The organism is Nonomuraea sp. NPDC050328 (assembly GCF_044459405.1).
Classification (GTDB): Bacteria; Actinomycetota; Actinomycetes; order Streptosporangiales; family Streptosporangiaceae; genus Nonomuraea.
Window position 1 is genome coordinate 153,310 of the sequence record NZ_JBITIW010000011.1, and the last position, 17,045, is coordinate 170,354.

Below are 17,045 nucleotides of genomic sequence, written 5' to 3' on the forward strand. Positions count from 1 at the left end.
GAGAATGCCTGCCGTACGAGACCCATCCGCGTCGGTGGTGGCTCCGAACTCCTCGTGTGACCGGCAAGAAGCGATTCCCAGCAGCGGCGATCTTCGGCATGGTGATCGGGGCGCTGGGTTTCGCGGTGGCCGAGCTCGCGGCTGCCCTGATCGGGCGGCCGCAGGCCGGTCCGCTGGTGGCGGCCGGGTCGGCCTTCATCGACCTGACGCCGCAGTGGCTCAAGGACTTCGCCATCCGGACCTTCGGAACGGCCGACAAGCTCGTCCTGCTCCTGTCCCTGGCTGTCGGCGCCCTGCTCGTCGCCGCCCTCATGGGATGGGCCGGGACGCGGCGGCGGCCGTGGCCGGCGGTCGCGGTCCTGTTCGGGCTCGTGGCGGTCGCCGGAGCCGCGGCGCTGACCCGGCCCACGGCGCTGCTCACAGACATCGTGCCGTCAGCCGCCGCGGCCGCCGCGGGCCTGGCCGCCCTGACCCTGGTCCGCCGCCGTCTCCTGCCTCACAGCACCAGTACGGCAGGCGACCCGGCCCAGGACCACCCCGACCAGCGGGAGAACCGGGAGGTCGACCGGCGGGCGCTGCTGATCACGGGCGCCGGCCTGCTGGGGGTGGCCGCACTGGCCGGCGGCAGCAGCCGCGCCATCACGGCTCTGCGCCCCACGGGAGCGACGATGAGCGTGCTCCCACGCCCGGCCTACCCCGCGCCGCCCCTCCCGCCCGGCACCGACCTGCAGATCCCCGGCATGGCCCGCTTCATCACCCCGGCCACCGGCTTCTACCGGGTCGACACCGCCCTCGTCATCCCCCGCGTCCCCGCCCAGGAGTGGACCCTGCGTGTGCACGGCCTGGTGGACCGCCCGTTCGAGCTCACCATGGGCGAACTGCTGCCCAGCCCCTGACCGAGCGCGACATCACCCTGACCTGCGTTTCCAACGAGGTCGGCGGCCCCTACGCGGGCAACGCCCGCTGGCTGGGCCTGGACCTGCGCACCCTCCTCCGCCAGGCGGGCGTCCAGCGCGACGCCGGGCTCCTCCTGTCGCGCTCGGCGGACGGCTGGAGCGCCACCACCCCGCTGGAGACCGTCCTGGACGGGCGCGACGCACTGCTGGCCGTCGCCATGAACGGCCAGCCCCTGTCGCCCGAGCACGGCTTCCCCGCCCGCCTCATCGTCCCCGGTCTGTACGGCTACGCCTCGGCCACCAAGTGGGTCACCGACCTCGAGCTGGTCGCGAACGCCACCGGCCTGTCCTACTGGACCACCCGCGGCTGGGCCGAACGCGCCCCGATCAAGACCGCCTCCCGCATCGAGGTCCCCAAGCCGTTCGCCACCGTCCCCGCAGGCCGCAGCGTCATCGCCGGAACCGCCTGGGCCCAGCACCGCGGCATCGCCGCCGTCGAGGTCAGCGTCGACGACGGCCCCTGGCAGCAGGCCCAGCTCGCCGCCACCCCGGGCCCCGACACCTGGCGGCAGTGGAAGCTGCCCTGGCAGGCCACCCCGGGCCAGCACCGGCTGCAGGTGCGGGCCGTCGACGCCGGCGGCGCCCTGCAGACCAGCCGGCGCGCGCCCACCTTTCCCGACGGCGCCACCGGCTGGCACTCGGTCTTGGTGACCGTCATCTGAACGTCCCTCAACACCTCCCATTCACCGCATATCGCAAGGAGTCCTCATGAACGTCCGCCGAATCGCCCGCACGCTGACGGTTCTGGCCGTGGCCCTGGCCGCCACCGCCTTCGGGAGCAGCGCGCCCGCCTCCGCCGCCGCGGATCCCTTCGGACCGGCGTGCGCCGGAGTGCCCGCCTCGGGCAAGGGCAGCTTCACCGGCATGGCCGCCGACCCCGTGGCGACCGCCGCCTCCAACAATCCGGCCCTGTCCACCCTGGTCGCCGCGGTCCGCAAGGCCGGGCTGGTCGACACGCTCAACGGCGCGGACGGCATCACCGTCTTCGCGCCCACCAACCAGGCGTTCGCCAAGATCCCGAAGAAGACCCTGAAGCGCGTGCTGGCCGACCGGAAGAAGCTGACCGGCATCCTCGCCCACCACGTCGTCCAGGGCCGCAAGAGCCCCGCCGACCTGCGGATGGGGAGCTTCACGACGCTCCAGGGGAGCAAGGTCCGCACCAGCGGCTCCGGCTCCACCTACAAGATCGGCCGGGCGAAGGTGGTCTGCGGCAACGTCGCCACGCGCAACGCCACCGTGTACCTCATCGACACGGTCCTCATGCCCGGCAAGTAGCCCAGGGCGTATCGCGCCTTGGCCCACCTTCACGACCGAACCATCCAGGAGAGACCCATGAACACCCGCCTCGCGATCCTGCCGCTGCTGGCTCTGGCCGCCTCCCTGGCCGCCTGCGGCTCGGACGGCGGCGACTCGGCCACCGGTGCCGCCATGGCCACCAGTTCCGCGCCGAGCCCCACAGCCTCCGGCACCGCTGCCGGTGAGCCGTTCGGGCCGGGCTGCTCCGCCGTACCCGCTTCGGGCAAGGGCAGCTTCACCGGCATGGCCGCCGACCCGGTGGCCACCGCCGCCTCCAACAACCCGGTCCTGTCCACCCTGGTCGCCGCGGTGCAGAAGGCCGGGCTCGTCGACACGCTCAACACGGCCGACGGCATCACCGTCTTCGCGCCGACCAACGACGCCTTCGCCAAGATCCCCAAGGAGACCCTGGACAAGGTGCTGGCCGACAAGAAGACGCTGACCGACCTCCTCACCTACCACGTCGTCCAGGGCCGCAAGAGCCCCGCCGACCTGCGGCAGGCGAACCTCACCACCCTCCAGGGCGGGCAGATCGCCACGTCGGGCTCGGGCGAGGAGTACACGGCCGGCAAGGCCAAGGTCGTCTGCGGCAACGTCGACACCCGCAACGCCACCGTGTACCTCATCGACACCGTCCTGATGCCGAGCTAGTGACGGGCGACGGGCCGGTCCCGTCGCCCGACCGAAGGGGGCGCCCAGGCGCACCGGGTGCCCCTTCAAGGCAATCGAGTACGGCAGCCGGTCGGCCAGCTCGAGCGTGAGATACCGGCCCGTCACGCCGGGAGAGGCCGCCGCCGGCCGTACGCCCTGGCGATCGCCGCCGGGGCGGCGGCTCGTCCCTTGTCGGTGATCGTGTAGTACCGGCGCCGGGGACGGCCAGGCGGTTCGTGCTCCGTGGTCTGCTCCAAGGCGCTCTCGACCCAGCCGCAGCGTTCCAGCCGGGCGAGGATCGCGTAGATCGTGCCGGAGGGCAGCGCCGTCGTGGTGCACAGCTCCAGCCCGTAGCGAGGCCGCGCCGGATCGGCGAGGAACACCTGCAGGACCGCCTGGAGCTGCAGGGTCATCCGGGGCCCGCCCATGCTCGAACTCTACGTCGCCCGGCCGCGACCCGGATCTGCCGTGGACGGTGTGCTTCAGTCGAGTGCGTCGGCCGGTTCGGGGGCGGTGCGGCGGTTGGCGTACAGGCTGGTCAGGGTGACGGTGGTCAGGACGGCGATGATGACGCCCAAAGAGGCGAGCGTGGGGATCTCGGGCACGGCCGGCCAGATGCCGTGCGCCCAGTGCAGGACCAGCTTGACGCCGATGAAGGCCAGGATGACGGCCAGGCCGTAGTCGAGGTGCCGCAGCTTGTCCAGGGCGCCCTTCAGCACGAAGTACAGGGCACGCAGGCCCAGCAGCGCGAAGGCGTTGGTGGTGAAGACGAGGAAGGGATCCTCGGTCACGCCGTACACCGCGGGCACGGAGTCGACCGCGAAGACGATGTCGGTGGCGAACACGGCCACGGTGGCCAGGGCGAGCGGGGTGAGCGCCAGCCGGCCGTGCTCGCGCACCGCCAGCCGGAAGCCGCGGTAGTCGGGGGTGACGGGGACGATGCGGCGCAGCAGCCGGACGCTGCGCATCTGGTGGATGTCGATCTTGTGCTCGTCGCCGGCGCGGGCCTGCTTGAACACCTTGGCCGCGGTCACCACGAGGACGGCGCCGAACAGCAGGAAGACCCACGTGCCCGTCTGCAGGGCGGCGGCGCCCAGCGCGATGAAGACCGCTCGCAGCACCAGCGCCCCGATGATCCCGTACAGCAGCACCCGCTGGGTCAGTTCCGCTGGTACGGCGAAGGCCGCCAGCAGCAGCATGAAGACGAACAGGTTGTCCACCGACAACGACTTCTCCACCACGTACCCGGTGAAGAACTCCGCCGCCGCCGTGCCGCCGAAGGCGCCCCACAGGTAGCCGCCGAAGGCCACCGGCAACACCAGGTAGAACACCGACCAGCCGACGGCTTCGCGCATCCCTACCTCGTGGGGCCGCCGGGTCAGGGCGATGTCCACCGCCAGCAGAATCAGCAGGACCACCACCGCGATGACCCACAGGCGGGGTGAGGCGACAGAACCTGGGGCGGACGTGTTCAGCGCAGCGAAAGTCGTCCCCACGGCCATGAAATCCTCCTCGAACGTACTTAGCCGTTCGAGGTCTCCTTCACCCGGGGGTGGCGGGCGGCCGTCCGGGGGCGCTCGGTACGCCCGTACTGACCGGATCGACGCTTGGGAAGTACTCCCCTCGCTACCGTCAGAGTAGACAAGACCGCCCGATGCTTCCACTCGTTCGGCGCGCGGAGTGAGTTCAGCACGCTGGGGTCAGGCCAGCGCTGACCGCTTGTCGGTCTCTCGGTCGTCGGCCGGTGCCGGCGTCTCGGACGTCGTGCGCTCGGCCTTGACGCGGGTGAGCAGCGGCTGGGCGAACCACGCCCAGCAGATGAACGCCACCAGCGCGGCGACGAAGCCGGCCGCGATCCAGTCGGCGATCAGGAGACGGAAGATGAACAACGTGACGCTGCCCAGCGCCACCATGAGCGCCACGGTCCCGGCCAGGCCGTACAGGTTGGAGCGCCGGACCAGGAGCCCCTTCGCCCCCGCTCCGGCCCTGAACAGCACCCGGTGTTGCGCGGCCGGGGTGATGAAGCAGGCCGACGCCACCGCGGCGGCGCCGAGGGCGAGATAGAGCAGCCAGCGCTCGCCCTCGGGCACGCTCTGGAATCCGGTGGAGAAGGGGACGGTCAGGAGGAAGGCGAACAGGACCTGGATTCCGGTGGTCGCCACCCGCAGGCCTTGCATCAGTTCGCCCAGCTCCCGGTCGATGCGCTCCTTGGGCGACTCGTCGGTGTGGGGATCGTCGGGGGGAAGGTGCTCGTTCACGGCTGCTCCACGAATCACGCCCGGCGAAGGGGAGGGGTTCTCACGATGGGTCGCGTCAGGGGTTGAAGATGCTGACGCCGCCCGGCCCGACCAGCAGCCCGAGCACGATGAGGACGGCGCCCCAGAGAATGTCGCGGCGGGCGATGAGCACGTAGACGCCGGCGATGACGAGAACGACGGCGATGATCCACAGAAGAGTTGTCATGACGGGAGAACTGACCTCAGCCGGGGCGGATAAACGGCCCCGGCGCAGGCCCTCGGCAACGATCCGATCACACCGCGCCCGCGCGGCCGTCGGCCTGGTGATCCACGCGACCTGCCAGGTCGCCGCCGGCACGCCCGTCGTCGGCCGGCCGCTGACCGGGCGACGTGAGTGCCACACTGGTGCCATGGGCAGGCCGCAGACGATCGACGAGTACATCGAGGGCCGCACCGGGCCGGGCCGCGAGCTGCTGGAAGAGCTCCGCGCGCTGGCCCGCGAGGCGGTCCCGGAGGCGAGCGAGGCGATCAAATGGGGAGATCCCGCGTGGGTGCACCCGTCCGGGACGATCCTGTTCGTCGTCAGCGCCCACACGAAGCACGCGAACGTCACGTTCACCCCCAGCACCCGGGAGGCGTTCGACGCCGAGCTCACCGGCTTCGCCACCGGCAAGGGCTCGGTCAAGCTCCCGTACGGCGAGCCCGTGCCGGGCGAGCTGCTGCGCCGGATGATGGCCTTCCGGGTGCGCGAGCACGAGGACGACGGCGTGCTGTGGATGTGACAGCTCAGGACAGGCCGTGCGGGGTCTTCTCCCAGTGGTGGGGCCGGCGGAACAGCTGCCAGACGGCCCGGTAGGCCGCGACGGCGGAGAGCATGACGTAGGCGGGCCCGGTCAGCACCGCTGTCGCCAGGCCGGGCCGCCGGACGATCGCCCCGGTGCAGACGGCCAGGAGATGGGTTCCGGCGGTGACCGCCAGCGCGGCGATCGCCAGGGGGAGCGACAGGAAGGAGCCGCCGGTGACGAGCGCGGCCAGCACCCCCACCCACAGGACGGTCGAGGGCACGATCAGCGCGGCGAGGACGGGCTCGCCGGCGATCAGCGCGCGGAAGGCCATGCGCGCCTTCCAGGACAACGTCCTGAACGCCGGTGATCGGGAGTGCACGAGCCAGGTCTGCAGGTACCCCTTCATCCAGCGGGTCCGCTGCCGGATCCAGGCCGGCGTCCGCGAGCAGGCCTCCTCGTAGGTGGTCGAATCGAGCAGGGCGGTCTGCGCGCCGTCCAGGTAGATCCGCAGGGCGAGATCGACGTCCTCGGTCACGTTGTAGGGATCCCAGCCGCCGAGCTCCTTCAGCCGGGCGACGGGAAAGTGGTTCGAGGTGCCGCCGAGCGGGACGACCAGCCCGAGCGAGGACAGGCCCGGCAGGAAGCCCTCGAACCAGGCGGCGTAGTCGATGGTGAAGCACCGGGTCAGCCAGTTGTGGTCCTGGTTGTAGAAGTCCAGGCGAGCCTGGAGGCAGATGGTCGCGGGCTCGCTCACCGCGAACAGGTGCGCGGCCTTGCGCAGTTGGTCGAGCTCCGGGCGATCCTCGGCGTCGTAGATGACGCAGAGGTCGCTGCGCGTCTGGGCGAGGGCAACGTTGCAGGCGCGCGGCTTGGTCTGCGGCAGGCCGTCCGGCGGCGGGACGACCACCAGGCGGAAGCGGGGGTCGGGGAGGCTGCTCCGGACGGAGGAGATCGTGGTCTCGTCCCGCGCCTCGCAGATGAGCATGACGTCCAGCTTGTCCGCGGGGTAGTCCAGCCTCGACAGGTGCTCGATCAGCGGCGGAACGACGTTGGCCTCCTGGTGGAGGGGCACGAAGACCGTGTAGGTCGGCAGCCGGTCTTCAGGGAGGTCGGGCGGCGGGCCGGGCGCAGGCCGCTTCCGGACGCCGAGGGCCACCAGCACGGCGCGGAAGATCGAGACCGCCAGGATGATGAGGAGCATGGCGGCGACGAGGACCTCGATCGTCAGCGCCGGAGCCAGCACCAGCCCGGCGACGAGCAGCACCGCTGCTACGAGTGACTGACGCCGGCGCAGCGGGACCAGCCGGGCCGCGGGGCTGGGCCGCCCGAAACCGATGAGATCGTTGTTCAGGCCGGCATCGGGATCTCCGCTGGGGATCATCCGGGCGGCTCTCCTTCGGCTTCTTCGATCTCGATCTGGAACGAGCCGTTGTCCGTCACGTGGTTCGCGGACAGCTCGGGGGAGGAGTCCGCGGAGACGAAGATCCCGCCGTCGCGGTTGGCCGTGATCGTGTTGTCGTGCACGTGGCCGCGCCCGCGGTCGAGGATGTGCAGGCCGTACTCCCGGTTCGCGCTGATGACGTTGCCCACCAGCCGCGGGTTCCCGCCCTCCAGGATGTAGACGCCGGAGTAGCGGTTTTCAGTCACGCGGTTGCCCTCCAACCGGCCGAGTCCGTCTTCGTCCACCCAGACGCCGTGATCGCGGTTGTGGTGGATCCGGTTGCCGGTGACCGTGGGGTCGCTCTGCTGCAGGATCACCAGCCCGGGGTACTTGTTGTGGTGGATGTCGTTGTCGGCGATCGTGCCGGACGCCTGTTCCGAGACGTAGACGCCGTGCTGGCGCCCGTCGTGGATGTGGTTGCGTCTCAGGATCGTCTCGCTGCCCTGGATGATGGCCACCCCCGGGAACCCGTTGTCGTGGATGTCGTTGTCCTCCAGGGTCCCCGCGCTGGCTTCGAGCACGTAGACGCCGTGGTGCTTGTTGTGGGCGATCCGGTTCCGCCGCAGGACCGGATCGCTGCCCTCTCTGATCACCACGCCGGCCATCGTGTTGTCGTGGACGTGGTTGTCCTCGAAGGTCCCGAAACTGTCCTCCATGATCACGATCCCGTGGACCTTGGAGCCGTGGATGGTGTTACGGCGAAGCCGCGGGTCGGAGCCGCCGCGCACCAGCACGGCCGACAGCGACTCGCTCCTGATGTCGCAGTCCTCGAGGTCGAGCCGGCCCTGGGCGATGTCGACGGCCACGTAGTCGCCCTGGCCGGCGAGCTGATGGATGGAGATGTTCGCGACGCGGCCCATGGTGGTGGCGAACACCACGGCGTCCGATCCGCTGACGCGCAGGCTCACCGCGCTCGGGTCGCTGCCCTCACCGATGATCTCCAGCGGCTTGTCGATGACGACGCCTTCCCGGTAGACGCCCGGCAGGACCAGGATGCGCAGACCGGCCGGAACCTCCCTGACGGCCGCCGCCAGGCTGCGGAAGTGGGCCCGAGCGCCCTCGCCGACGATGACGACTGAGCTCTCCGACCGGATGTCGACCCTGCTGGAGCGGGAGCTGCCGCCTCGGTCCCGCCTGACGTGTCCCAGGGCGCGGCTCGAAGCGACGGTCGCGGTCGCCGAGGGGAGCAGGGTCACGATCTCCTGGGCGAGCTTGGCGATCCGCCGCTGGATCGCGGGGGTGCTGATCGACTCGTGGCGCAGCTCGCGCCAGTCGTCCACCTGGCGGCTCGCGATGGTGCGGAGGAGGGGGTCGGTCGCCTGCCGCAGCGGATCATAGAGCGGGTCGTAGGTCTCGTAGTAGATGGGCAGGATGAGGTCGGTCCGGCCGAGCGCGCGTTCCCGGATGAGGAACTGCTCCAGCTCTCCCCGGCACAGCGGACTTTCGAAATAGCCGGGCGTGATGATGGGGATCAGAAAGGTCGAGCGCTCCAGTGACGTCCTGATCTGCGCCCGCCAGTCGGATCCCCACCGGATATCGACCCGGTCCTGGAAGATGACGAAAGGGAATCCGGTGAGTCGTTCCACCTCGGCGCTCAGCGCCTCACGGAAACGGCTGAGCCAGCTGCTCTCGATCTGCCCTTCGGTCTCGCCCTCGTCCCGGCTGTCGTCGGCCCGGGCGTAGCTGAGAAATCCGACGCCGTCGGACACTTTCGTTCGCGCCTCCCGCCGTGCCCCGATGACAACAGTGCCCGTGGATAGGATGCCGGAGTGCCTGAATCGGATGATAGCGGCCAGGTGTGTTCTCCGCATCAGGAGTGGGACCCGTTAGTTCTCGACGCGTTGGCGGCGGATGACTTCTACGCCTCTTACAAGAAGCGGATCCGCGAATTGCTCAGGCCGCGAAGCGGCGGCCGATATCTCGACGTCGGTTCCGGATCCGGCGAGGCGGCCATTCGCTTCCTCGCCGGCCATCCGGTGGAATTAGTGGCCCTCGATCGGTCACTGCGCATGAGCCGCCTGGCGAAATCCCGTGGAGTTCCGAATGCGCTGGCAGCGGATGCGCACCTGCTGCCTTTCGCGTCGGCATCCTTTGACGGGGTTTATGCGGACCGCGTTTTTCAGCACCTGGACCAACCCGATATCGCCCTGGCCGAATCGGCGCGGGTCCTGCGGCCGGGCGGCAGGCTGGTTCTCGCCGACCCGGACTACGATCTTCAGGCCTTGGAGATAGAGGACCAGGAGCTGGCGCGCCGAATTCTGCGTTATCGCGCGGACGAAATGGTGCGCAACGGGGCTCTCGCCCACCGGCAGGCCGCCCGCCTGGTCGATCTCGGCTTCGACGACATCGGGGTGGAGGCGCGGACGGTGGTCGTCCGGCGGCCGGATGTGCTGGACAACGTGCTGAACCTGCGGGACTGGGCGCACCACGCGGTGGGCCGGGGCCGGCTCCCGGTCGGCGACGCCGAACGCTTCGTCCGCCAGTTCGACCGGGCGGCCCGGGACGGGAAGCTGACCTATGTCCTGACGTTCTTGCTGACCTCGGGGACGAAGGCGCGCTAGACCGGCGGGCCGGTGAGCCGGTCGTAGGCGCGTTCGAGGCTGGCCTCGAAGGCGTGCGAGGTGTCGACGAACGGCAGACCCCGGGAGCGGCACGACTCCGCGAGCGCCTGGCCGGCCCTCTTCATCTCCTCGACGTGCGCGAGTCGCCCGGCCCGATCGAGGTCCCGGTTGACCCAGTCGTTCGGCCCGCCGGCGAAGGAGGCCAGTTGCTTCACCTTCTCCTCGGCGGCGACCGTGGGGAAGCCGAGAAAGCAGGCGCGGATCCGCCCCGGCAGGTCCCGGGACAATTCGGTGACGTGATCCGGGGTGACGAGGTCGCCTTCGAGGCAGTAGGGGAGTCCCTGCGTGACCGAGTGGAGGCCGATGGCCCGCAGCACGGGCCAGAGGGCGTCGGCGAGTTCAGATGGGGCGCGGTCGGGGCCGGGGAATATCGCGGGCACGGTGTCGTGCAGCGCCATTTTGAGCACGTCCACGGAGAGAAAGGGAATGTGCCGGCGGCGGAGCACCATCTGAGCGAGCAGGGTCTTTCCCGACCGTGACGTGCCACCGATCAGATACAGCACGCCGGCCCCGTGGTCACGGCGGGGACATGTGAGGCCGGGAGGAGCCGGGGGAATTCGCGGCTCACGTCAACCGCGGAGGCGGGAATCGGTTCGCACGCGATGTGCCGGCCCAGCAGGGCTTTGAGCCGCTCACGCACTGAGGCACTCCCGGGAAAGCGTGGTCTTCGTCCATTAGAGAGCACCTGCGCACGGAGGGAAAGCCCGGCAAAGGTGAGAGGAAGCGGACGACGGGCGCCGAGCGGCATGGTTTGGCCATCGGACGGCACGGAGAGGCTCCGCTCCCGGTTGGCGCTCCGGGCGCCGGGTAGCCACGGGCGGGAGGAAGGGAGCCGACCCATGGCAGACGGCCACACCAAGCCGGAGACGATGCAGGAAACGGACGTCATCGAGCTGCTGCTGGCGCAGCACGGCATGATCCGGAACCTGTTCGACGAGGTCGAGCAGGCGCCGGCGGACCGGCGGCAGGAGGCGTTCACGCGGCTCGTACGGCTGCTGGCCGTACACGAGACCGCGGAGGAGGAGATCGTGCACCCGTTCGCCCGCGCCGAGATCGACGGCGGCGAGGGCGTGGTGGACGACCGCCTGGCCGAGGAGCGCGAGGCCAAGGAACTCCTGCAGCACATGGACGAGGCGGGCACGGAGGATCGCGACTTCACCAAGAATCTGCTCATGCTGCGGGCGGCCGTCGAGGCGCACGCGCGCAGCGAGGAACGCTACGAGTTCAACAAGATCATCCAGCACACCACCGCCGCGCAGCGACGCGCGATGGGCGCGGGCGTGAAGGCCGCGGAGGCCATGGCGCCCACCCACCCGCACCCGGGCACGGAGTCGGCGAGCAAGAACCTCCTCGTCGGCACCCCGGTGGCCATGATGGACCGAGCGCGGGACGCCATCCGTCAGGCCCTCGGCAAGCGGTCCTGACCTGCCGTGACGCGGTGCGAGGCCGGAGTTACGGCACGCGGGCCGCCGGGCCGGACATCCATGACGAAGACGTGCGAAGGAGCACCAAGCAGATGACCTTCAATCCTTTGCGCGAGCGGGGCATCCCGCTCGACAAGCAGCTACGGAACTGGCGTGAGCTGAACGTCGCGCCCATCGACGCCGACCACGCCGACCCGTACACGCGGTGCCGGATCATCACCATGAACGGCATCGAGGTCGAGTCGATCCTGTTCAGCCACCAGCTCGCCCGGCACTGCCCGGACCTGGAGCTCAAGCAGCAACTGGCCCGGGTCCGCTACATCGAGGCGCAGCAGCAGAAGGTGGTCAACTGGCTGCTTCCCGGTCTGGCTTCAGTGCTGGAGACCACGATCGCCTACGAGCAGGTGGCCGTCGACCTGACGGCATGGGTGGCCCGGATGGAGCCGGACGAGTATCTCCGGCAGGCCTACCAGTTCGGCGTGCTGGAGGACTTCGACCACCTGTACCGCTACGCCAACCTGTACGAGATGATCGAGCACCGCAAGGCGGAGAAGATCGTCGATCAGCTCACCGAGGTCATGCCCGGCCGGCCGACCATTCGCCACCACCGCGATCCCGTGGACAACGTGCGCGAGCCGTACGACCGGAGCAGTGCCGCGCCGATCTCCAAGCTGCACGCCCTGACGATCATGTCGGCCGAGCAGCAGACCATGAACTTCTACATGAACGTGGGCCCGACCTACATGGAGCCCATCGCGCGCCAGCTCTACCAGGAGATCGGGCTGATCGAGGAGGAGCACGTCACCCACTACGAGTCGCTCGTCGACCCGGGTGAGAGCTGGTGGGAGATGTTGCTCAACCACGAGTACAACGAGTGCTACCTGTACCACTCCTTCATGGAGACCGAGTCGGATCCCAAGGTGAAGAACATCTGGGAGCTCCATCTGAACATGGAGCTGGAGCACCTGCGGCTGGCCGCCGAGCTCTTCAAGAAGCACGACGGACGCGACCCCGAGCAGGTCTGCGCCCCGGAACTGCCCGCGCCGGTCACCTTCGAGCCGAACAAGGCCTACCTGCGCGAGCTGATCGCCACCCAGATCGACTACACCACGCTGGGCACCGGATACGTCCAGGACGCCCATGAGCGGTTCGAGAAGATGCAGGAGGCGCTGATGGGCGGCGAGCAGCCTCCGTCGGAGCGGGTCATCGAGGAGAACCGTGCCAAGTCCGGCGAGGACTACCGGCTGGAGACCGAGGGCAAGCACCCCGTCCGCGATCTGCGCCGCTGAGCTTTTCCGGGGATGTCTGTGCGGGTACGGCAAGCGGTCACCATGACCGCATGCCGTACCCGCCCCCGCCACCCCCGGCGGGGGCGTGTTCCCAGAGGTTCGGTCGCCCTTGGCCGCACCGGCAACCGCGGCTGCGGGCGTGGACCAGCGGGTGCGGGGTAGGGGCGGAGCATGGCAGACGACGTCATCACCCTGATCATGGCCGACCACCGCAAGGTGGAGGAGCTCTTCACCCGGCTGGAGGCCGGCAAGGGCGACGCCCGTGCCATCGTGGCAGAGCTGTTCGCCCTGCTCACCGCCCACGCTCGCGCCGAAGAGGACATCGTCTACCCCGGCCTCGACGCCCACCACGGCCTGGTGGAGCACAAGGAGGCAGAGGTCCTGCTCAACACCCTCAAGCGGGCCGAGCCCGGCAGCGCCGCCTTCGTCAACGCCCACAAGCTGCTCGCCGCCTCGGTCGGCCACCATGTGCAGGAGGAGGAGAGCACCCTCCTGCCCCTGCTGGCCCGCACCACCGACGCCAAGCGCCTCCGGAGTCTGGCCACGGCCTTCCGGCAACGCCGCGAGCAGGAGCTGCGAGCCCTGACCACGCCCACCGACGGCCGGCTCACCAAGGCGGAGCTCTACGAGCGAGCGCAGCAGGCCGGGATCTCCGGCCGGTCGCGCATGACCAAGAAGGAACTAGTCAAGGCCTTGGCAGACGCTCGCCCCTGACGGGACGCCCCCCGCCCGACGAAGCGGGCGAGCCTCCACGGCGCCCGTCCACATCAGAGCCGGCATCGGTCAGCAGTGCGCGTTTACCGCGGGAAGGTCAACGCCGGTGAGCTGGACGGAGCGTGACCACAGGCGGGCGGCGAGGTCGGGGTCGATGGCCGGCCCGGTGAGCGTCTCGAAGGTCGGCCGGGCCCTGCGCAGGGGGCGTCCCGGGCCGATGTGCAGGCCGGTGGGAGCGCCCGGCTCGGTGGCGGCGTAGAGGATCGGCGTGACGGCGTCGTCGATCGGACGGCTGTAGAGCAGGCCCATCACCGCTCCCGCCAGGCGGGCCGACGCTGGTGACCCCGGCACAACGCGCCGACGCGGCCCGCAACCGCGAGCGGCTCCTGGACACCGCACGGCTCGCGGTGGACGCGGGCGACCTGTCGTTGCAGCTCAACGAGATCGCCCGCCAGGCCGGCGTGGGCGTCGGCACCGCCTACCGGCACTTCCCCACCCGCCGGGCGCTCGTGGAGGCCCTCGCCGATCCCACGTTCACCGCGCTCCTCGACGACGCCCGGGCCGCCGCCCGGCACCCCGACGCGGGCCGTGGCGTGGCCCACTTCCTGCGCTCGCTGCTGGAGCGGCAGCTGGCCGACCCGGCCTTCTTCGAAGTCGTCTCGACCGGCCCCGAACACGACGCCGCCCCGCGCACCACCGGGCACCGCGAGGAGTTCGCCGAGCTGGCCCGGACCGTCGTCGAACGCGCCAGGGACGCCGGAGCCGTGCGTGCCGGCCTCACCGACGACGATCTGCACCACCTCGTCTGCGGCACCGCCTTCGCCCTGCGCATCAGCGGGGACCCTCAGGGCCGGCTCGACGCCTACCTGAAGGTCATCCTCGACGGCATCCGCGCGTAGGACGCGGGCACCAAGAGTCGTGGTCACCTACCGCGCCCCGTCCTGGCTTCGCCGGGGGAGGCTCCCGCGCTGCGAGTCGGTGCTCGACAGCAGGCCGGGCCTCGGGATGTCATCGTGACTCCCCGGCGGCGGGAGTCCCGCCCGCCTGCCGTACCCCTTGGCCCGGTCACGAGGCCACGGCCTCGTGACCCGCCCTACGACGATCGGATGTGACCGCGATGTACGCGATCCCGCAACTGCTGGCCGAGTACGACCGCGCCCGCGCCTACACCGACGAGCTCTGGCGTGACCTGACCACCGAAGAACTGCACTGGCGCCCCGAGCAGGACTTCAGCCCCATCGGCTGGCACCTCGGCCACCAGGCCCACGTCGCGCACTTCATGGTCCGCAACCTCACCGCGGCCGAGCCGAGCCCCGCGCCCGACCTGGACGGTCTCATGGACTCCGCCAACCCCGAGGCGAACCGGCTGCCCCTGCCCGACCCCCGGCGACTGGCCGGCTTGCGTGCCACCGTCGCCGAGCGGGTGCACGCCCGGATGCACGCCATCGGGGCCGGAGACGTCGGCGCTCCGGCGCAGCTCAAGATCGTGGCACAGTCGCTGCTCATGATGATCATCAACCACGAGTACCAGCACGACCGCTGGATCGGCGAGGTCCGTCACCGCGACCTCGGTCACCCCCTGCCCGACGACCCCGCCTCCGACCTCCTCACCACGGTCGACGGGTACCTGGTCGTGTGCGGATGGAACCTCTGACACCCGTCCGCTCCCGACATGCCGCCGGCCACACGCTCGGCCCGCACCGCAGAGGTGCGTAGGTGAGCGAGCGCACCATGCCGGCCTCGGCGGCGGAGGTCCACACCGGGGTGTTCTATCTCGGGCTCATCACCGTGCTCCTCCCGCTCGGCGTACCGCAGGGGCGTTCCTGTTCACCCAGTCCGCGACCCCAACGCCCGCAGCTCGCTGGGCGGACGGACGACAGGGTCTAGTCGCGTGGGTCGGCAGCAGTGCCGCAGGACGTCCCTGCAGCTCTGCGAGAGCGGCAGAACTGCTCGCGGTACCGCCACCCGGGTGGAAGCCGTGGAGGCGGGTCAGGCTCGCTGCCCATGTCCGCCGCGCCCCGAGCCGGGTCAGCCTGTGACGCGCTGATTTGACATCTCTCTAATTAGAGGCGCATCATGACTACTACTTCGACAGTCTTCTAAGTAGGAGGTGTGAGATGCGGTCATCGACCGCGTCCGCACCTTCGCCCTCACCCTTCGATAAGCCCATCACCCCTGGACCTTGAGGACTCTTGTCATGAGCGACAGTTGCTGCGGCACCACCCCGTCCCTCGAACTCGAGCAGCCGGTCACCACCGGCGCCACCGACACCCTGCCGGTCGTGGTGATCGGCGCAGGGCCGGTCGGCCTCGCTGCCGCCGCCCATCTGGCCGAGCGCGGCCAGGACTTCCTCGTCCTGGAGGCGGGCGAGCAGGTGGCCGCCTCCATCGCGCAGTGGGGACACGTCCGGGTCTTCAGCCCGTGGCGCTTCAACCTCGACGCCGCCGCCAAGCGCCTGCTGGAGGCCGACGACTGGACCGCCCCCGACGAAGACTGGCTGCCCACCGGCGCGGAGCTGATCTCCGACTACCTGGCTCCGCTGGCCAAGCTCTTCGGCGACAAGGTCCGCCTGGGCTCGAAGGTGACCGCGATCAGCCGCGTCGGCTACGACCGGGTGCGCACCAACGGTCGTGAAGGCGTGCCCTTCCTCATCCGCCTGGCCGGCGGCGAGGAACTGCAGGCCCGTGCGATCGTGGACGCCTCCGGCTCCTACACCACCCCGAACGTGCTGGGCGCGAGCGGCCTGCCCGCCTATGGAGAGGGGCAGGCGGAGATCGACCACGCGCTGCCGGACGTGCTCGGCGCCGACCGCGACCGCTACGAGGGCAAGCACGTCCTGGTCGTCGGCGCGGGCCACTCGGCCGCGACCACCCTGCTCGGCCTGGCCCAGCTCTCCGCCGACACCCGCATCACCTGGGCCATCCGCGCCGGTACGGCAGGCCGTACCTATGGGGGAGGCGAGGCCGACGCCCTCCCGGCCCGCGGCGCGCTCGGCACGAGACTCCGTGCGCACGTCGAGTCCGGCCGGATCGACCTCGTCACCGGCTTCTACGTCCACCGCATCGAGGGTGACACGGTGATCAGCCGCGACCCGTCCGGTCACGAGCAGACCGTCGTCGCCGACCGGATCATCAGCGCCACCGGCTACCGCCCCGACCACACCATCGCGAGCGAGCTGCGGCTGGACCTGGACCCGATCCTCGGCTCCACCCGCGCGCTCGCCCCGCTGATCGACCCGAACCAGCACTCCTGCGGCACCGTCCCCGGCCACGGCGTGGACGAGCTGGCCCACCCTGAGCCCGGCTACTACGCGGTCGGTGTGAAGTCGTACGGCAGAGCGCCGACCTTCCTCATGGCCACCGGCTACGAGCAGGTCCGCTCGGTGGTCGCCGCCCTCGCCGGCGACTGGGAGGCCGCCCGCGAGACCCACCTCGACCTGCCCGAAACGGGGGTCTGCTCCTCCAACCTGGCCGAGGCCCAGGAGCAGCGCGTCGGCCTGGCCACCGGCCTCAGCGGCGGCCTGCTGACCACCCCGCTCCCGCTCGCCACGGTGAACTCCGGCGGCGGCTGCTGCGGCTGACCAGGCTTCCGAAAGGAACCCGACCACCTGGTTGCGAAGCAGGATGTCCGG

20 protein-coding genes are annotated in these 17,045 nt (G+C 70.4%); 12 read left to right on the forward strand and 8 right to left on the reverse strand.

Annotated features, from left to right (window positions below):
• Positions 1-56 precede the first annotated feature (56 nt).
• The 4 genes from ACIBG7_RS34600 to ACIBG7_RS34615 are packed head-to-tail and all read left to right on the forward strand — an operon-like array spanning position 57 to position 2,903.
• Positions 57-896 carry a hypothetical protein gene (locus tag ACIBG7_RS34600; RefSeq protein ID WP_397338940.1) on the forward strand — a complete coding sequence of 280 codons (840 nt, stop codon included), beginning with the start codon at positions 57-59 and terminating at the stop codon, positions 894-896.
• Positions 821-1,618 (forward strand): molybdopterin-dependent oxidoreductase, encoded by a 798-nt coding sequence (locus ACIBG7_RS34605; RefSeq protein WP_397338941.1) that lies wholly within the window; start codon positions 821-823, stop codon positions 1,616-1,618. The genes ACIBG7_RS34600 and ACIBG7_RS34605 overlap by 76 nt, the downstream gene beginning before the upstream one ends.
• A 46-nt stretch (positions 1,619-1,664) precedes the next feature.
• Entirely contained in the window at positions 1,665-2,231 is a 567-nt protein-coding gene (locus tag ACIBG7_RS34610) for a fasciclin domain-containing protein (protein ID WP_357925992.1), read from the forward strand.
• A 57-nt stretch (positions 2,232-2,288) separates the two neighbouring features.
• A complete protein-coding gene (locus ACIBG7_RS34615; protein WP_357925994.1) occupies positions 2,289-2,903 on the forward strand; it encodes a fasciclin domain-containing protein in 615 nt (204 codons plus the stop codon).
• Between the two features lie 122 nt (positions 2,904-3,025).
• On the opposite strand, the gene ACIBG7_RS34620 is transcribed toward ACIBG7_RS34615, so the two are convergent.
• The 4 genes from ACIBG7_RS34620 to ACIBG7_RS34635 all read right to left on the reverse strand — a co-directional run bounded on the left by ACIBG7_RS34620 (position 3,026) and on the right by ACIBG7_RS34635 (position 5,366).
• Positions 3,026-3,331 carry a PadR family transcriptional regulator gene (locus tag ACIBG7_RS34620; protein ID WP_357925996.1) on the reverse strand — a complete coding sequence of 102 codons (306 nt, stop codon included), beginning with the start codon at positions 3,329-3,331 and terminating at the stop codon, positions 3,026-3,028.
• Positions 3,332-3,385: 54 nt separating this feature from the next.
• Entirely contained in the window at positions 3,386-4,405 is a 1,020-nt protein-coding gene (locus tag ACIBG7_RS34625) for a TerC family protein (protein WP_357925999.1), read from the reverse strand.
• Positions 4,406-4,603: 198 nt separating this feature from the next.
• Positions 4,604-5,161: a DUF6328 family protein gene (locus ACIBG7_RS34630; RefSeq protein WP_357926001.1), complete on the reverse strand. Its 558-nt coding sequence runs from the start codon at positions 5,159-5,161 to the stop codon at positions 4,604-4,606.
• A 55-nt stretch (positions 5,162-5,216) separates the two neighbouring features.
• A complete protein-coding gene (locus ACIBG7_RS34635; RefSeq protein WP_357926003.1) occupies positions 5,217-5,366 on the reverse strand; it encodes a GPGG-motif small membrane protein in 150 nt (49 codons plus the stop codon).
• Positions 5,367-5,550: 184 nt separating this feature from the next.
• Here ACIBG7_RS34635 and ACIBG7_RS34640 point away from each other — a divergent pair, with 184 nt between their 5' ends.
• A complete protein-coding gene (locus ACIBG7_RS34640; RefSeq protein ID WP_397338942.1) occupies positions 5,551-5,922 on the forward strand; it encodes an iron chaperone in 372 nt (123 codons plus the stop codon).
• A gap of 4 nt (positions 5,923-5,926) precedes the next feature.
• Here ACIBG7_RS34640 and ACIBG7_RS34645 read toward each other — a convergent pair whose 3' ends face one another.
• Positions 5,927-7,306 (reverse strand): glycosyltransferase family 2 protein, encoded by a 1,380-nt coding sequence (locus ACIBG7_RS34645; protein ID WP_397338943.1) that lies wholly within the window; start codon positions 7,304-7,306, stop codon positions 5,927-5,929.
• Positions 7,303-9,075 (reverse strand): right-handed parallel beta-helix repeat-containing protein, encoded by a 1,773-nt coding sequence (locus tag ACIBG7_RS34650; protein ID WP_397338944.1) that lies wholly within the window; start codon positions 9,073-9,075, stop codon positions 7,303-7,305. Before ACIBG7_RS34650 ends, ACIBG7_RS34645 begins: the two co-directional genes overlap by 4 nt.
• 60 nt (positions 9,076-9,135) lie before the next feature.
• On the opposite strand from ACIBG7_RS34650, the gene ACIBG7_RS34655 reads away from it, so the two are divergent.
• A complete protein-coding gene (locus tag ACIBG7_RS34655) occupies positions 9,136-9,927 on the forward strand; it encodes a methyltransferase domain-containing protein (RefSeq protein ID WP_397338945.1) in 792 nt (263 codons plus the stop codon).
• Here ACIBG7_RS34655 and ACIBG7_RS34660 read toward each other — a convergent pair.
• On the reverse strand, positions 9,924-10,400 hold the full coding sequence (locus tag ACIBG7_RS34660) for a hypothetical protein (RefSeq protein WP_397338946.1): 477 nt from the start codon (positions 10,398-10,400) through the stop codon (positions 9,924-9,926). The two genes, ACIBG7_RS34655 and ACIBG7_RS34660, sit on opposite strands and share 4 nt — an antisense overlap.
• Positions 10,401-10,826: 426 nt before the next feature.
• Here ACIBG7_RS34660 and ACIBG7_RS34665 point away from each other — a divergent pair, with 426 nt between their 5' ends.
• The 3 genes from ACIBG7_RS34665 (at position 10,827) to ACIBG7_RS34675 (ending at position 13,414) form a co-directional block, all read left to right on the forward strand.
• Positions 10,827-11,411 carry a hemerythrin domain-containing protein gene (locus tag ACIBG7_RS34665; protein WP_397338947.1) on the forward strand — a complete coding sequence of 195 codons (585 nt, stop codon included), beginning with the start codon at positions 10,827-10,829 and terminating at the stop codon, positions 11,409-11,411.
• Positions 11,412-11,503: 92 nt separating this feature from the next.
• On the forward strand, positions 11,504-12,700 hold the full coding sequence (locus ACIBG7_RS34670) for a hypothetical protein (protein WP_357926022.1): 1,197 nt from the start codon (positions 11,504-11,506) through the stop codon (positions 12,698-12,700).
• Positions 12,701-12,871: 171 nt separating this feature from the next.
• Positions 12,872-13,414, forward strand: a complete 543-nt coding sequence (locus ACIBG7_RS34675; protein ID WP_357926025.1) for a hemerythrin domain-containing protein — start codon at positions 12,872-12,874, stop codon at positions 13,412-13,414.
• 69 nt (positions 13,415-13,483) lie between these two features.
• On the opposite strand, the gene ACIBG7_RS34680 is transcribed toward ACIBG7_RS34675, so the two are convergent.
• The gene (locus ACIBG7_RS34680) at positions 13,484-13,723 is read right to left on the reverse strand and encodes a hypothetical protein (protein WP_397338948.1); all 240 of its coding nucleotides are present in this window, start codon (positions 13,721-13,723) and stop codon (positions 13,484-13,486) included.
• Positions 13,724-13,752: 29 nt separating this feature from the next.
• Between ACIBG7_RS34680 and ACIBG7_RS34685 the strand changes: the two genes are divergently transcribed.
• The 3 genes from ACIBG7_RS34685 to ACIBG7_RS34695 all read left to right on the forward strand — a co-directional run bounded on the left by ACIBG7_RS34685 (position 13,753) and on the right by ACIBG7_RS34695 (position 16,994).
• Positions 13,753-14,313, forward strand: a complete 561-nt coding sequence (locus ACIBG7_RS34685; RefSeq protein ID WP_397338949.1) for a TetR/AcrR family transcriptional regulator — start codon at positions 13,753-13,755, stop codon at positions 14,311-14,313.
• A gap of 218 nt (positions 14,314-14,531) precedes the next feature.
• The gene (locus ACIBG7_RS34690) at positions 14,532-15,068 is read left to right on the forward strand and encodes a DinB family protein (protein WP_397339063.1); all 537 of its coding nucleotides are present in this window, start codon (positions 14,532-14,534) and stop codon (positions 15,066-15,068) included.
• Positions 15,069-15,611: 543 nt separating this feature from the next.
• The gene (locus ACIBG7_RS34695) at positions 15,612-16,994 is read left to right on the forward strand and encodes an FAD-dependent oxidoreductase (protein WP_397338951.1); all 1,383 of its coding nucleotides are present in this window, start codon (positions 15,612-15,614) and stop codon (positions 16,992-16,994) included.
• Positions 16,995-17,045 lie beyond the last annotated feature (51 nt).

What these genes read in the sequence shown, in the direction of transcription:
- ACIBG7_RS34670 (WP_357926022.1), top strand. Translation starts at nt 11,504, where the DNA reads ATGACCTTCAATCCTTTGCGCGAGCGGGGCATCCCGCTCGACAAGCAG.
- ACIBG7_RS34625 (WP_357925999.1), bottom strand. Translation starts at nt 4,405, where the DNA reads ATGGCCGTGGGGACGACTTTCGCTGCGCTGAACACGTCCGCCCCAGGT.
- ACIBG7_RS34620 (WP_357925996.1), bottom strand. Translation starts at nt 3,331, where the DNA reads ATGGGCGGGCCCCGGATGACCCTGCAGCTCCAGGCGGTCCTGCAGGTG.
- ACIBG7_RS34665 (WP_397338947.1), top strand. Translation starts at nt 10,827, where the DNA reads ATGGCAGACGGCCACACCAAGCCGGAGACGATGCAGGAAACGGACGTC.
- ACIBG7_RS34680 (WP_397338948.1), bottom strand. Translation starts at nt 13,723, where the DNA reads ATGGGCCTGCTCTACAGCCGTCCGATCGACGACGCCGTCACGCCGATC.
- ACIBG7_RS34675 (WP_357926025.1), top strand. Translation starts at nt 12,872, where the DNA reads ATGGCAGACGACGTCATCACCCTGATCATGGCCGACCACCGCAAGGTG.
- ACIBG7_RS34640 (WP_397338942.1), top strand. Translation starts at nt 5,551, where the DNA reads ATGGGCAGGCCGCAGACGATCGACGAGTACATCGAGGGCCGCACCGGG.
- ACIBG7_RS34615 (WP_357925994.1), top strand. Translation starts at nt 2,289, where the DNA reads ATGAACACCCGCCTCGCGATCCTGCCGCTGCTGGCTCTGGCCGCCTCC.
- ACIBG7_RS34645 (WP_397338943.1), bottom strand. Translation starts at nt 7,306, where the DNA reads ATGATCCCCAGCGGAGATCCCGATGCCGGCCTGAACAACGATCTCATC.
- ACIBG7_RS34690 (WP_397339063.1), top strand. Translation starts at nt 14,532, where the DNA reads ATGTACGCGATCCCGCAACTGCTGGCCGAGTACGACCGCGCCCGCGCC.
- ACIBG7_RS34610 (WP_357925992.1), top strand. Translation starts at nt 1,665, where the DNA reads ATGAACGTCCGCCGAATCGCCCGCACGCTGACGGTTCTGGCCGTGGCC.
- ACIBG7_RS34695 (WP_397338951.1), top strand. Translation starts at nt 15,612, where the DNA reads ATGAGCGACAGTTGCTGCGGCACCACCCCGTCCCTCGAACTCGAGCAG.
- ACIBG7_RS34635 (WP_357926003.1), bottom strand. Translation starts at nt 5,366, where the DNA reads ATGACAACTCTTCTGTGGATCATCGCCGTCGTTCTCGTCATCGCCGGC.